The following is a 13,574-nucleotide window of genomic DNA, read 5'->3' as shown; positions in this document are numbered from 1 at the left end:
GAAGACGAGGACGACGAGGACGACTTCGACGACGAATCGGAGGACGCCCAACAGCTGGACACGGTGACCATGCAGTCGCCTCGTCGGCGTCGAGCAGCGGCCCGGCCGGCCGGCCCGCCCGTCCACTGACGTTGCTGGTCCTGCCCACTGATCGGCCGGTTTGACCCTGTAGCCGCTGGTCACGTACCCTTGTCCAGTTGTCGTCTGGCCGCTGGCCCGCCCAGCGGGCCAAGGAGTTGGCTGACACCCCCCGACGAGCCCGCGCGCGTTGACGCTGCGCGACGCCCGCACGAAGCAGAAGAGGTAGACGTAACCATGACGACCTACGCAATCGTCAAGACCGGCGGTAAGCAGTACAAAGTAGCCGTCGGTGACGTCGTCAAGGTCGAGAAGCTCGACTCCGAACCCGGCGCCGAGGTATCGCTGCCGGTAGCCCTGGTCGTGGATGGCGCCACCGTCACCTCTGAGGCCGCCGCGCTGGCCAAGGTCGCGGTGACCGGCGAGGTGCTCGAGCACACCAAAGGCCCCAAGATCCGCATCCACAAGTTCAAGAACAAGACCGGCTACCACAAGCGTCAGGGTCACCGTCAGCAGCTGACGGTCCTGAAGGTCACCGGAATCAAGTAGCCAGGAGGCGACAGAGATGGCACACAAAAAAGGCGCTTCCAGCTCACGCAACGGTCGCGATTCCAACTCGCAGCGACTGGGCGTCAAGCGGTTCGGCGGCCAGATCGTCAAGGCCGGCGAGATCTTGGTCCGTCAGCGTGGCACGCACTTCCACCCGGGCATCGACGTGGGCCGCGGCGGCGATGACACGTTGTTCGCCAAAGCAGCCGGTGCCGTCGAATTCGGCGTCAAGCGCGGCCGCAAGACGGTCAACATCGTCTCGGCCGCGCGACCGGAGTAGGTCTCTCTCGCGAGTGTGAAACCACTGCGAGGTTGAGGCTTATTTCTTGATTCTTGCAGCAGTTTCCACACTCGGCGGTTGAAAGGACTCTCCGATGGCTCCTCGGTTTGTCGACCGCGTCGTGATCCACGCGCGGGCCGGCTCCGGCGGTCACGGCTGCGCCTCGGTCCACCGCGAGAAATTCAAGCCTCTCGGCGGACCCGATGGCGGTAACGGCGGTCGGGGCGGCAGCATCGTGCTGGTCGTCGACCCGCAGGTGCACACGTTGCTCGACTTCCACTTCCATCCCCACGTCGTCGCGGCGTCGGGCAAGCAGGGCATGGGTGGCAACCGCGCCGGCGCCGCCGCCCCCGATCTCGAGATCAAGGTTCCCGACGGCACGGTCGTGGTCGACGAGAACGGCCGGATGCTTGCCGATCTGGTCGGCGCCGGCACTCGTTTCGAAGCCGCCGCCGGCGGTCGCGGCGGGCTGGGTAACGCCGCGCTGGCGTCGCGCGCCCGCAAGGCGCCCGGCTTTGCGCTGCTCGGTGAGAAGGGCGAAGAACGCGACTTCACGCTGGAACTCAAGACTGTCGCCGATGTCGGGCTGATCGGGTTCCCGTCGGCGGGTAAATCCTCATTGGTGTCGACGATCTCGGCTGCCAAGCCGAAGATCGCCGATTACCCGTTCACGACGCTGGCCCCCAATCTCGGGGTGGTCTCGGCGGGGGATCGGACCTTCACCGTCGCCGACGTGCCGGGCCTGATCCCGGGCGCGTCGCAAGGCCGCGGCCTGGGTCTGGACTTCCTGCGCCACATCGAGCGATGCGCGGTGCTGGTGCATGTGGTCGATTGCGCGACTGCGGAACCCGGCCGCGACCCGATCTCCGACATCGACGCGCTGGAAGCCGAGCTGGCCGCCTATACCCCCACCCTGCAAGGGGATACGACGCTGGGTGACCTTGTGCAACGCCCACGCGCGGTGGTGCTCAACAAGGTCGACGTGCCGGAGGCGCGCGAGATGGCCGAGTTCGTTCGCGACGAGATCGCCGAACGCGGCTGGCCGGTTTTCATCGTGTCGACAGTCGCCCGAGAAGGTTTGCAGCCGTTGATCTTCGGGCTTGCCGACATGGTCGCAGCGCACAAGGCTGCCCAGCCCGTGGTGGTGCCGCGGCGACCGGTGATTCGCCCGGTCCCGGTCGACGAGTCGGGCTTCAGCGTGGCGTCCGACGGGCAGGGTGGATTCGTGGTCCGCGGCCGCCGGCCCGAACGCTGGATTGCCCAGACCGCCTTCGACAACGACGAGGCGGTCGGCTACCTCGGTGACCGGCTGGCCCGCCTCGGTGTCGAAGACGAGCTGACGAAGCTGGGCGCCCGCCCCGGCTGCGCGGTCACCATCGGCGACGTCACGTTCGACTGGGAGCCTGCGACGCCGTCCGGCATCGACACCATTATGACCAGACGCGGCACCGACCCCCGGCTGGACAACAACGACCGGGTCGGCGCCGATGAGCGCAAGGCCGCCCGCAAGCAACGCCGCGAGCATGATGAATAGTGCTGCCCGCGAGGCGGTTCGGACCGCGCGCAGCGTCGTTGTCAAGGTCGGTACCACCGCGCTGACCACGTCGACCGGCATGTTCGACGCGAGCCGGCTGGCAGGTCTCGTCGACGCCATCGAAGCCCGGATGAAGGCGGGCTCCGACGTCGTCATCGTGTCCTCGGGCGCGATCGCCGCGGGCATCGAGCCACTGGGACTGACTAAGCGGCCCACCGACCTGGCCACCAAGCAGGCCGCCGCCAGTGTGGGCCAGGTGGCCTTGGTCAACGCGTGGAGTAGCGCTTTCGCCCGCTACCGGCGCAATGTCGGTCAGGTGTTGCTCACCGCGCACGACGTGTCGATGAGGGTGCAGCACAACAACGCTCAGCGCACCCTCGACCGATTGCGCGCCCTGCACGCGGTCGCGATCGTCAACGAGAACGACACCGTGGCCACCAACGAGATCCGGTTCGGCGACAACGACCGACTCTCGGCGCTGGTGGCTCATCTGGTTGGCGCCGACGCGCTGATCCTGCTCAGCGACATCGACGGCCTCTACGACGCCGATCCGCGCAAGTCTGCTGAAAGCCATTTCATCCCAGAGGTTTCCGGGCCCGATGATCTGGACGGTGTCATCGCTGGCCAGGGTAGCAGCCTGGGCACCGGCGGCATGGCGTCCAAACTGTCTTCGGCGCTGCTGGCCGCCGACGCCGGCGTGCCGGTGCTGCTGGCGGCCGCGGCCGCCGCCGAAGCTGCGTTGGCCGACGCCTCGGTGGGCACGGTGTTCGCTGCGCGGCCCAACCGCATGTCGGCGCGCCGCTTCTGGGTGCGTTATGCCGCCGAGTCCGCCGGTGTGCTGACCCTCGACCGTGGAGCGGTGAATGCTGTTCTCGACCAACGTCGTTCGTTGTTGCCCGCCGGTATAACCGCATTGGCGGGGCGTTTTCACGGCGGTGACGTCGTCGACTTGACCGGGCCCGACGCGGTGCTGGTGGCGCGCGGAGTCGTCGCTTACGACGCCGCCGAATTGGCCACGATGATCGGCCGGTCGACTTCTGACCTGCCCGCCGAGCTGCGTCGGCCCGCGGTGCACGCCGACGACCTGGTCGCCGTCTAACTCTTCGGAATCGGTTTCAAATATAAAGCTCCCCAAACGATCTCGGTCAGCGTAGCGGCGAGCTCGGCGTCGTAGTCGGGCGGACTGTGCGGCAGGTTCTGCTGACAGGCCCGCTCTACCATCCAGCTGAGCGTGCTGGCCGCGGCGGCCGCGGGTAGCTCGGGGCGGATCGTGCCGTCGGCCTGGCCGTCCTCGATCACCTGCGTGAGCCGGCCGGAGATGCCGGCGAGCAGTTCGCGGTAGATCGCCGCGACCTGCGGGTCGTAACCGGCCATTTCGTTGAGCGCCACCAGCACCGGCTGATGACGCCGATAACTGGCGATGATGCCGGCCATCGCGGCCCGGACATCGTCGGGATCGTGACGCCAGGCCACCCCCCACCAAAGCTCGGCATTGTCGGCCAGTTCGCCGAACACCTGACCGGCCAGCCGCCGCAGCAGATCGCCCTTGTCCTCGAAATAGATGTAGAAATTGGCCCGCGACATCCCGGCCGCGCCTGCCAGCCGGTCGACGGACAGTTCGGTGAAGCTCGCGCCGTCGCCCATCAGGCGTTCGGTCGCGTCGAGCAGCCGGCGTTCGATCTGCTCGCGACGCTCCCGCCGCTTGGCCTGCGGCTTGCGGGTCACTGAGGGCACAGGCGAAAGTATGACATCTTGACTAGACACAGTGTCCAGTTTAGGGTCGTCGGTGTTTCCCAAACTGTGACCGGCGTCATAGCCGATAGAGGACTCGCCCATGACCGCGACGGCCGCCAGCCCCCGTGCCTACGACCCCGTCGACCTGTCGTCCCGCGCGTTCTGGTCGACCAGTGCTCAGCAGCGCGAGCAGTCGTTCGCGGAATTGCGGGCCGCTCGCCCGGTGAGTTGGCATCCGCCGGTGGAAGACGCCATACTGCCGTCCCCTGACGACCCCGGCTACTGGGCGGTCACTCGTCGTGACGACATCGTCGCGGTCAGCCGTGACAACGAGTCGTTCCTGTCGGGCCAAGGCGTCATGTTCGAGAACTTCCCGGTGGAACTGCTCGAAGCCTCGCAGTCCTTCCTGGCCATGGACCCGCCGCGGCACACGTTTTTGCGCAAGCTCGTCAGCGCTGCCTTCACCCCTCGTCAGGTCCGCCGCATCGAGGACTCGATCAAGGCGAACGCGAAGACCATCGTGGCGGAACTCAAAGCCGCCGGCAGCGGCGCAGACTTCGTCGACCTCTGCGCCAAGGAACTGCCTATCCGCACGCTGTCGGACATGGTGGGCATCCCCGAGTCGGAGCGGCAAAAGCTGGCGCACGCGGCCGACGCCATGGTGTCCTCCGGTGACCCCGAGTACCTGAACGGCCGCCACCCGATGGAGGTGTTGTTGGAGGCGCAGACGTATGTGCACCAGGTAGCCGGGATGCTGGCCCGGGAGCGCCGCGAGCATCCCGGTGAGGACTTACTGAGCGCGCTGGTCAACGCCGAGGTGGACGGGGACCGATTGGCCGACGCCGACGTCGCCGCGTTCTTCGTGTTGCTCACGGTGGCCGGTAACGACACCACCCGCCAGACCACCAGCCATGCGTTGAGAGCTTTGACCGACTTCGGAGACCAACGCGACTGGCTGTCGGAGGATTTCGAGAGCCGAATCGGCGGGGCGGTCGAGGAGTTCATCCGGTTTGCGACCCCGGTGATGACTTTTCGCCGCACGGCGGCAAGGGATGTCGAGATCGGCGCTCAGAGCGTGCGGGCCGGCGAGAAGGTCGTGATGTTCTATTCGTCGGGCAACTTCGACACCGAGGTGTTCGAGCAGCCCGAGCGCCTCGACCTGAGTCGCAACCCCAACCCGCATGTCGGTTTCGGCGGCGGTGGTGTGCATTTCTGCCTGGGCGCGAACCTGGCCAGAGCGCAGCTACGCGCCATCCTCGGTGAGCTGCTGCATCAGCTGCCCGACATCCAGGCGGGCGATCCGGTGTATCTGGCGGGCAACTTCATTCACGGCATCCGCAGCATGCCCTGCACGTTTTAGCGCGCGGCGGCGGGCGACAGTTCCTCGGCCAACAACGTCAGCAGTTCCGAGCAGCCGCCGTCGACCTTGACATGGGCGTGCTCGTCACCGCGGGTGGGCCCGCGGTTGATGATGGCGATCGGCATGCCCAGGGCCGCGGCGTGGCGTACGAACCGGTAGCCGGAGAACACCGTCAACGACGAACCGGCGACCAACAACGCCTCGGCATGGTCTACGAGCGAAAACGCCTGCTGAACTACCTCTTTGGGCACGCTTTCGCCGAAGTACACGATGTCGGGCTTGAGCATGCCGCCGCACGAGGGGCAGTCGAGGTAGCGGAACGAGGCAGTGTCGGCGACGACGGCGTCGGCATCGGGCGCCACCGCGAGTCCGCCGGCGGCCTGCGCCCGCTCGGCGAAGCCCGGGTTCAGCGCGTCGAGTTGGTCGCCGAGTGCCGCGCGGGTCATGGTGTGGCCGCAGCTCAGGCAGACCACCCGCGCGTAGGTGCCGTGCAGGTTGACCACGTTGCGACTACCGGCCTTGGTGTGTAGCAGGTCGACGTTCTGGGTGATGACACCGCTGACGACACCGGCGCGCTCGAGTGCCGCGACCGCGCGGTGTCCGGCGTTGGGCCGGGTGTCGTCCATGTGTCGCCACCCGACGTGGTTGCGGGCCCAGTACCGCTGCCGGAAGGCCGGGTCGGTGGTGAACTGGCGGATCGTCATCGGGTTGCTCGGGGGCGAGTCCGGCCCGCGGTAGTCGGGGATGCCGGAGTCGGTCGACAGCCCCGCTCCGGTCAGCACGGCGATGCGGCGACCGGTCAGGGCAGCGACAAGCTCCGGAGCCTGCGCGCGCACAGCTGTCACCCTTCGATGGTACGGATCAGGCCCGGTTGCCCGCCGACGAGCGGACGAAAGAGTCGGTTGTCCCGCCGTTTTGCGATCACTGAGATTCCAACCAAGTTTATGTGTTGTCTATGTCGCGTCCGATCCGACACCCGAAGATGGGCTGCTCGTAATAGGTTGTTTCTCAGCTGCTTTGGCCTCAGAGGGATCGGCGATGCTGTCCTTGGGTTTTGCTGACGCTGCCGCCGCAGGCGGTCAGCGAGTTCGCGCCCGGGTGCGAATGACCATGGCGCCGTATTACTTTCAGCGCAGGGCCCACAGCGCCGGCGACTCAGGGTGGTGAGGTCGGACTAGGGGCCGTTGTGGCTCATCGGAAAGGAGTACCGCCAGTGCTCGATTACGGCGCACTGCCGCCCGAGATCAACTCGGGCAGGCTCTATGCGGGTCCGGGATCGGGTCCCATGATGGCCGCCGCGTCGGCCTGGCAGGCTACCGCCGGTCAACTGGAGTCGATCGCTCGCGGGTACGCCACCGTGATCTCGGGCCTACAAGGCGAAGCGTGGTCGGGAAGCGCCTCGACGGCGATGGCCGATGCGGCCGCACCCTACGTCGAATGGCTGGCGGCGGCGGCCGAGACAGCGGAGGCAACGGCCGGTCAGGCGCGGGCCGCGGCCGCGGCCTACGAGCTGACTTTCGCCGCGGCCGTGCCGCCGGCCCTGGTCGCGGCCAACCGCGCGCAGTACACGGCGCTGGTGATGGCCAACATCTTCGGCCAGTACACCGCCCGCATCGCCGCGGTCGAGACTGCCTACGCCGACATGTGGGCCCAGGATGCCCAGGCGATGTACGGCTATGCGGCGGCGTCCTCCGCCGCAACCGCGGTGTCGCCGTTCACCGAGCCGCCCGAAACTACAACGGCAACAGCGCACTCCGCTCAAGCCGCCGCCGTAACACAGGCCGTCGGCAGTTCCGGCTCGACCACCGCGCAGTCGGCGTTGTCTCAGTTCCTGGCGTCGGTTCCCAACCAGCTGCAGAACCTGGCGACCAGTGGGGCGTCGACGGCCGCCACCGACCCGTCATCATCGATTCTCACTGGTATCGGTAACTTCAACACGCTGACGGGCCCGGCGGGCCTCAGCGCGGCTTTCACTCGCACGGCCAGCAGCGCCGGAAGCTTCTTCACCCAGGTCTACCGCACCGGTCTGCAGGCGCAGGACCTGCCCAAGATCGCCGAGGAAGGCGCGGCAGAGGCGGGTAGGGCCGCCGGCGGCGCCAAAGCCGCGGCCCAGGCCTGGGTGGCTGAGGGCACGGAACGACCTGTGCTCGCCGGTCTCGGCAAGGCCGAGCCGATCGGCGGACTGTCGGTCCCGCAGACATGGGCGTCGGCAACCCCGGGGGGCAGCACGGGCGGACTGCCGCGGTGGCTGTCGGAGATGGACCTCGCGGCTGTTCCGGCGTCGGACCCGACCATGGGGGGCATGTCCGGTGCACCAATGGTCGGAATGGCCCAGCAACCCGGTATGTGGTCACGTCCCACCGTCAACAACATCTTGCGTGTCCAATCGGCCCGATTCAAGATGCCCCGCCCTGCGTTGGGCGGCTGAACGTCTTTCCGCCCGAATCCATTCACGGCAGGCAAGGCTTGTCGGCCCAAAAGTTGCAGCTGAAAAAGGGGAAGCGGTGCTTGATTTCGGGGCGTTGCCGCCTGAGATCAACTCGGCCCGAATATATGCCGGCCCGGGTTCGGGTCCGATGTCGGCCGCGGCCGCGGCGTGGGCCGGCGTGGCCGCCCAGCTCGAGACGTTTGCCGCCGGCTTCTCGGCGGTGATCTCCGAGTTGCAGGGCGTTTGGTCCGGCGCTTCCTCGGCTGCGATGACGGCCGCGAGTGCGCCCTACCTGGCGTGGGCGACGACGACCGCCCGGCAGGCCGGGCAGGCCGCAAGCCAGGCCCGAGCGGCAGCGGCCGCTTACGAAACGGCTTTCGCCGCAACCGTTCCGCCGACGGTGGTCGCGGCCAATCGCGCCCTCCTGGCGATGCTGATGGCGACCAACTTTTTCGGGCAGAACACCCCGGCCATCGCGGCCGCCGAAACTGTGTACGCCCAAATGTGGGCTCAAGATGCCGCGGCGATGTACAACTACGCCGGATCGGCCTCCTCGGCGGCGGCCTTGCCGCCGTTCGACCAGCCACCGCCCACGACGAGCACGGCGGAGCATTTCACCCAAGGTGCCGCGGTTTCCCAGGTCGCCGGTACCTCTGCCGATCAATCTCAGACGGCCCTGTCCCAGCTGCTGGCAGCGATGCCTGCGCAGTTGCAGAGCCTCGCATCGGGCGGAGCCGCGAACACGTCGGCGGCCGATGGCTCGGCGCCGTCGATTGTCACCGTCTTCGCCGACATCAATACCCTTACCGGACCGCTGGTTCCGGGGTATCAGTTCACCTACGCGACCTTCCAGACGGCCCAATTTGCTCAGGCACTGGTCCAGTCGGGGACGCAGGCGAAATTTCTGCCCGCGCTGGCCGGACCGTTGGAGGGTGTCGCATCGGCCGCGCAAACGACTGCACCGCAGAGTGTTTCGGGACCGGTGCTCGCCAGCGCGGGCCGCGCAATTCCGGTCGGAGGGCTGGCCGCTCCGCCGAACTGGGCAGCGGCGATGCCGCCGGAAAGCACCGTCGCCGAACCGATCACAGTCGCCGAGACAGGTTTCCGCGCCCTGCCGCCGTGGGTAGAGCAGCCGCAGCTGTCAGAGCGGTCAGGGTTGCCGATGATCGGGCAGGTTCACCACGGCGGCGGGCGCGGCGTCGACGACAACGCTTTCCGGATCAAGCCTCGTCGCTACCGCGTGCCGCGCCCCACGCTCGGGGGATAGCGGCCCAACTCGACCCCCGATAGTCGCCAGCTGCCACTCGCGGGGCGACAATAGGGGCACGATGGACTTCTACAACGCCTACAGCCAGGGGTTTGCCCGGGTTGCCGCGTGCACGCAGCACACCACGATCGGCGACCCCGCGGCCAATGCCGCATCGGTGTTGCGGCTGGCCCGACTGTGCCACGACGACGGTGTGGCACTCGCCGTGTTCCCGGAGTTGACGTTGTCCGGCTATTCCATCGAGGACATCCTGCTGCAGGACGTGCTGCTGGACACGGTCGAGGACGCCCTGCGCGACATCGTTGCGGCCTCCACCGACCTGCTGCCCGTAGTGGTGGTCGGTGCCCCGCTGCGTCACCGGCACCGGATCTACAACACCGCGGTGGTCATCCACCGCGGCGCGGTACTGGGTGTGGCGCCCAAGTCGTATCTGCCGACCTACCGGGAGTTCTACGAGCGCCGCCAGGTCGCACCCGGCGACGACCAGCGCGGCACCATCCGGGTTGCCGGCGTGGACGCGCCGTTCGGCCCGGATCTGTTGTTCGCGGCGACCGACGTGGCCGGCTTGGTGCTGCACGTCGAGATCTGCGAGGACATGTTCGTGCCGATTCCGCCCAGTGCCGAAGCGGCGCTGGCGGGCGCGACCGTGCTGGCCAACTTGTCGGGCAGCCCGATCACCATCGGTCGCGCCGACGACCGCGCGTTGTTGGCGCGCTCGGCGTCGCAGCGGTGTCTGGCCGCCTACGTGTATGCCGCTGCCGGAGAAGGAGAGTCGACGACCGACCTGGCGTGGGACGGCCAAACCATGGTCTGGGAGAACGGTGTCCTGCTCGCCGAGTCGGAGCGGTTCCCCAGGGGTGAGCGCCGCAGTGTCGCTGATGTCGACCTTCAACTTCTGCGTGCGGAGCGGCTGCGGGTGGGCACCTTCGACGACAATCGCCGTCACCACCGCGCGTCGGCAGAGTCGTTCCGGCAGGTCAACTTTCATCTGAAGCCGCCAGCCGGTGACATCGGTTTGCGCCGTAACGTCGAGCGCTTCCCGTTCGTGCCGGCCGATGCGCAGCGATTGCAGCAGGACTGCTACGAGGGCTACAGCATTCAGGTCGCCGGGCTCGAACAGCGGTTGCGCGCCTTGGACTTTCCGAAGGTGGTCATCGGCATCTCCGGCGGGCTGGACAGCACGCATGCGCTGATCGTCGCCGCACGGGCGATGGACCGGGAAGAGCGGCCGCGCAGCGACATCCTGGCGTTCACGCTGCCCGGCTTCGCCACCGGCGAGCACACCAAACGCAACGCGGTCGAACTCTGCCGCGCGCTCGGGGTCAGCTTCGCCGAAATCGACATCACCGAGACCGCGTCGTTGATGCTCAAGGAGATGGACCACCCGTTCTCGCGCGGCGAGAAGGTCTACGACGTCACGTTCGAAAACGTCCAGGCCGGCCTGCGCACCGATTACCTGTTCCGGCTGGCCAATCAGCGCGGCGGCATCGTGCTGGGCACCGGGGACCTGTCCGAGTTGGGATTGGGTTGGTCCACCTACGGCGTGGGCGACCAGATGTCGCACTACAACGTCAACGCCGGTGTGCCCAAGACGCTGATTCAGCACTTGATCCGCTGGGTGATCTCGTCCGGGCAGTTCCCACCCGAGGTGGGGAAGGTGCTGCAGTCGGTGCTCGACACCGAGATCACCCCCGAACTTGTGCCCAGTGGCGAGGAAGAGGAGTTGCAGCGTAGCGAAGCGAAGGTCGGACCCTTTGCACTGCAAGATTTTTCGCTGTATCACATCCTGCGGTACGGATTCCGTCCGGCGAAGGTCGCTTTTTTGGCCTGGCACGCGTGGGGCGATGCCGACAGCGGCAATTGGCCGCCCGGTTTCCCCGAGAGTAAGCGGCCTTCATACTCGCTCAAAGAGATTCGGCACTGGCTGCAGATATTCGTGCAGCGGTTCTACTCGTTCAGCCAATTCAAGCGCTCGGCGATGCCCAACGGGCCCAAGGTGTCTCACGGCGGGGCGTTGTCGCCGCGGGGAGACTGGCGCGCTCCGTCGGACATGTCGGCGCGGGCCTGGCTCGACGCGATCGAACGCGATATCCCCGCGGACTGAACGTAACCGACCGGTATCGCATTCGCGTCGAAGCTGACTCGCTCGGCCGGCAGTGTACCGTCGGCGACAACACCCCGCCTGACGATGTCTACAGCACTCCCAGGCTTGCCGTCGCCCATCGCAATGGATCGATACAGCGGAACGGCGCAATGCCGCGGGGGTTGAGTCGGTTTCCGACCGGCGGCTGTCCCAGCGACGAGACCGCGAAGTAGCGATGATCCAACCTGATTCCGCTCGAAGGGTTTTCGACGCCGGCAACGATCGACCCACCGTGCAAACGCAGCAGCAGGCTGCGCACTTCCTCGTGCAGAAGGCGGCCTTCTGCCTCGTTGTAGCGTCCAGACGCCGAACTGTCCCGCATGAATGCTGCTCCGGCGTTGGACATCACCCGGCTCCATGCCGATCCCTCGACAGCAGTGAGCGCACGCAGTACATCGAACTTCGCCATGATTACAGCCAGTCGCGGCCGGCCTCCGCCCACCGCCAGTAGAAGATTGCTCAGCACCGAACGCGGATCGCCGCCGCTCCATGCCTGGGGCGGGATCAGGTCGTGAAGCTGGTCACGAATTGCCTCGACCCGCAGCGGGTCGAACATGAAGAACACCGCGTCGGCGTTGGCCAGCGGAGGCGCCTCGGACCGAGATCCAGCAACCTCACAGAAAAAAAGTCGCGAACGGCCGTTTCTCCGCCGTGGTTTGGGGTAACCCCGGCCTTGCGTTTGACAGGTAGTGAAAAAGGTAGGTCTGTCTTCAGACTGATGGGCAGCCATCACCACGGCCCCTCCGGTGCCGTGCCTACGACGCGGCCGGGGGCCACAATGCGACGTTCAACATCGACCAGAATGGCATGCACAGCTGGGGCTACTGGGGGCTCAGCTGAACGCCATGAAACCGGACATGCAACACACGTTGGGGGCCAGCGGATAAAACGCCTCGTAAGTAGGTAAACCCGCTCTCGGACAAGGGGATAGGAGGAACGATACCGGCTCAGTAGCAGCGCTGTGAGCGCGGCGCTCAACCAGATCGTCACGACGAAGCCGTTGTGGAGCGATCTACGTCGACCGAACGACAAAACTCGATCATGGTGTGGCTGGTCCAAAGTCGTCCTGCCCGGCTTTGTGTATGACAGAGCCAGCCAACGGCTGGGTATTTCAGATCAACCGAAAAGTCGAAGTTTGCAACACAATTCAGAGGGGAATCTCGGCGGCATGACTTCACGTGTACATTTTCGTTCATTCGTTCTCGCGGTGCTGGCCGCCTTGAGCCTCGGTAGTTTCGGTGTTGGCGCCCCCAACGCATCGGCTCAACGGTGTCCGGACACCCAGGTGGTGTTCGCCCGGGGCACGGGGGAGCCACCGGGCGTCGGCCCGACGGGCCAGGCGTTCGCCGATGCCCTGCGGTCGCGGTTAGGTGGGCGTTCGATGGACGTGTACCCGGTCAACTATCCCGCGAGTGATCAGTGGTCCACCGGTCTCGACGGCATCAGAGACGCTGGTGCTCATATCGTTTCGATGGCGAACAGTTGTCCCAACACCAAGATGGTGCTCGGCGGTTACTCCCAGGGTGCAGCGGTGATGGGCTTCGTCACCTCGCCGGCTGTTCCGGATTCGATTCCCGACGACGTCGATCGCGCGACCATTCCCAAGCCCCTGGATCCCGGCATTGCCAACCATGTCGCCGCTGTGGTGCTGTACGGCACGCCGAATGTACGCGCCATGAACTTCCTCGGCCAGCCGCAGGTCGTCATCGGTCCGTTGTATGAGGACAAGACCATCAGAGTGTGCGTTCTGGAAGACCCGGTCTGCTCGGACGGGTTGAACTTCGCCGCGCACAGCACCTATGCCGACGACGCAAGCTCGATTGGCCAGGGCGTGGACTTCGCCGCCAGCCGGCTGGGCGTCGGTGGCGTGCAAATGGCCGGAGCTTCGGCGCACCAGGGCTTCGGCAGCTGAGGTGCGCGACGATGCACGCATTCGAGTCAGCTCGCGACGTTTGCGGCACAGCTCGCCGAGATGTGCGCCATCGCGGGTCAGACGATGCATGACGCCACGCACGCGGTACTGGAGGCCGATCTCGGCGTCGCCGATGCGCTGATCGCCGGGTACGACGAGGACGCGGCGATGAGATCCAGTGCGCAAGAGACCACCTTGTCGTTGCTGTCAATGCGGACACCGGCCGCGACGGATCTGGCCGCGGTGGTCGACGCAGTCAAGATGGCTCGAGTTGTGCACGACATGGCGC

General features: G+C 66.6%; 11 protein-coding genes and 2 pseudogenes. 10 read left to right on the top strand and 3 right to left on the bottom strand.

Annotated elements, in window-relative coordinates; all coding sequences use genetic code 11:
• Positions 1–315 precede the first annotated feature (315 nt).
• From rplU to proB, 4 genes are all read left to right on the top strand, one after another.
• Positions 316–627, top strand: coding sequence for a 50S ribosomal protein L21 (gene rplU, locus AC2VOG_RS08365; protein ID WP_486939444.1), 312 nt, complete (start codon positions 316–318; stop codon positions 625–627).
• A gap of 16 nt (positions 628–643) precedes the next feature.
• Positions 644–907 (top strand): 50S ribosomal protein L27, encoded by a 264-nt coding sequence (gene rpmA / locus AC2VOG_RS08360; RefSeq protein WP_486939443.1) that lies wholly within the window; start codon positions 644–646, stop codon positions 905–907.
• Positions 908–1,001: 94 nt separating this feature from the next.
• Positions 1,002–2,441, top strand: a complete 1,440-nt coding sequence (obgE, locus tag AC2VOG_RS08355) for a GTPase ObgE (RefSeq protein WP_486939442.1) — start codon at positions 1,002–1,004, stop codon at positions 2,439–2,441.
• Positions 2,434–3,540, top strand: coding sequence for a glutamate 5-kinase (proB, locus tag AC2VOG_RS08350; RefSeq protein ID WP_486939448.1), 1,107 nt, complete (start codon positions 2,434–2,436; stop codon positions 3,538–3,540). Before obgE ends, proB begins: the two co-directional genes overlap by 8 nt.
• Here the strand turns inward: proB and AC2VOG_RS08345 are convergent.
• On the bottom strand, positions 3,537–4,175 hold the full coding sequence (locus tag AC2VOG_RS08345) for a TetR/AcrR family transcriptional regulator (RefSeq protein WP_486939441.1): 639 nt from the start codon (positions 4,173–4,175) through the stop codon (positions 3,537–3,539). The two genes, proB and AC2VOG_RS08345, sit on opposite strands and share 4 nt — an antisense overlap.
• 100 nt (positions 4,176–4,275) lie before the next feature.
• Here AC2VOG_RS08345 and AC2VOG_RS08340 point away from each other — a divergent pair, with 100 nt between their 5' ends.
• Complete coding sequence (locus tag AC2VOG_RS08340; RefSeq protein ID WP_486939440.1) at positions 4,276–5,535, top strand: cytochrome P450; 1,260 nt, start codon at positions 4,276–4,278, stop codon at positions 5,533–5,535.
• Here the strand turns inward: AC2VOG_RS08340 and AC2VOG_RS08335 are convergent.
• A complete protein-coding gene (locus tag AC2VOG_RS08335; protein WP_486939439.1) occupies positions 5,532–6,380 on the bottom strand; it encodes a Sir2 family NAD-dependent protein deacetylase in 849 nt (282 codons plus the stop codon). The genes AC2VOG_RS08340 and AC2VOG_RS08335 overlap by 4 nt on opposite strands.
• A 368-nt stretch (positions 6,381–6,748) precedes the next feature.
• On the opposite strand from AC2VOG_RS08335, the gene AC2VOG_RS08330 reads away from it, so the two are divergent.
• The 3 genes from AC2VOG_RS08330 (at position 6,749) to AC2VOG_RS08320 (ending at position 11,334) form a co-directional block, all read left to right on the top strand.
• Positions 6,749–7,963, top strand: coding sequence for a PPE family protein (locus AC2VOG_RS08330; protein ID WP_486939438.1), 1,215 nt, complete (start codon positions 6,749–6,751; stop codon positions 7,961–7,963).
• Positions 7,964–8,039: 76 nt separating this feature from the next.
• Positions 8,040–9,230 carry a PPE family protein gene (locus AC2VOG_RS08325; protein WP_486939437.1) on the top strand — a complete coding sequence of 397 codons (1,191 nt, stop codon included), beginning with the start codon at positions 8,040–8,042 and terminating at the stop codon, positions 9,228–9,230.
• Between the two features lie 61 nt (positions 9,231–9,291).
• On the top strand, positions 9,292–11,334 hold the full coding sequence (locus tag AC2VOG_RS08320) for an NAD(+) synthase (RefSeq protein WP_486939436.1): 2,043 nt from the start codon (positions 9,292–9,294) through the stop codon (positions 11,332–11,334).
• 88 nt (positions 11,335–11,422) lie between these two features.
• Here AC2VOG_RS08320 and AC2VOG_RS08315 read toward each other — a convergent pair.
• Positions 11,423–11,992 (bottom strand): annotated as a pseudogene (locus tag AC2VOG_RS08315) (hypothetical protein); the annotation flags it as partial.
• A gap of 134 nt (positions 11,993–12,126) precedes the next feature.
• On the opposite strand from AC2VOG_RS08315, the pseudogene AC2VOG_RS08310 reads away from it, so the two are divergent.
• Positions 12,127–12,260: pseudogene (locus AC2VOG_RS08310) on the top strand (diacylglycerol acyltransferase/mycolyltransferase Ag85A); the annotation flags it as partial.
• A 281-nt stretch (positions 12,261–12,541) separates the two neighbouring features.
• A complete protein-coding gene (locus AC2VOG_RS08305) occupies positions 12,542–13,285 on the top strand; it encodes a cutinase family protein (protein WP_486939447.1) in 744 nt (247 codons plus the stop codon).
• Positions 13,286–13,574 lie beyond the last annotated feature (289 nt).

The sequence above is a fragment of the Mycobacterium sp. TH-M11 genome (assembly GCF_057473725.1).
The sequence above is the reverse complement of the archived record's forward strand: the minus strand, read 5'-3'. Positions and strand labels throughout refer to the sequence as shown.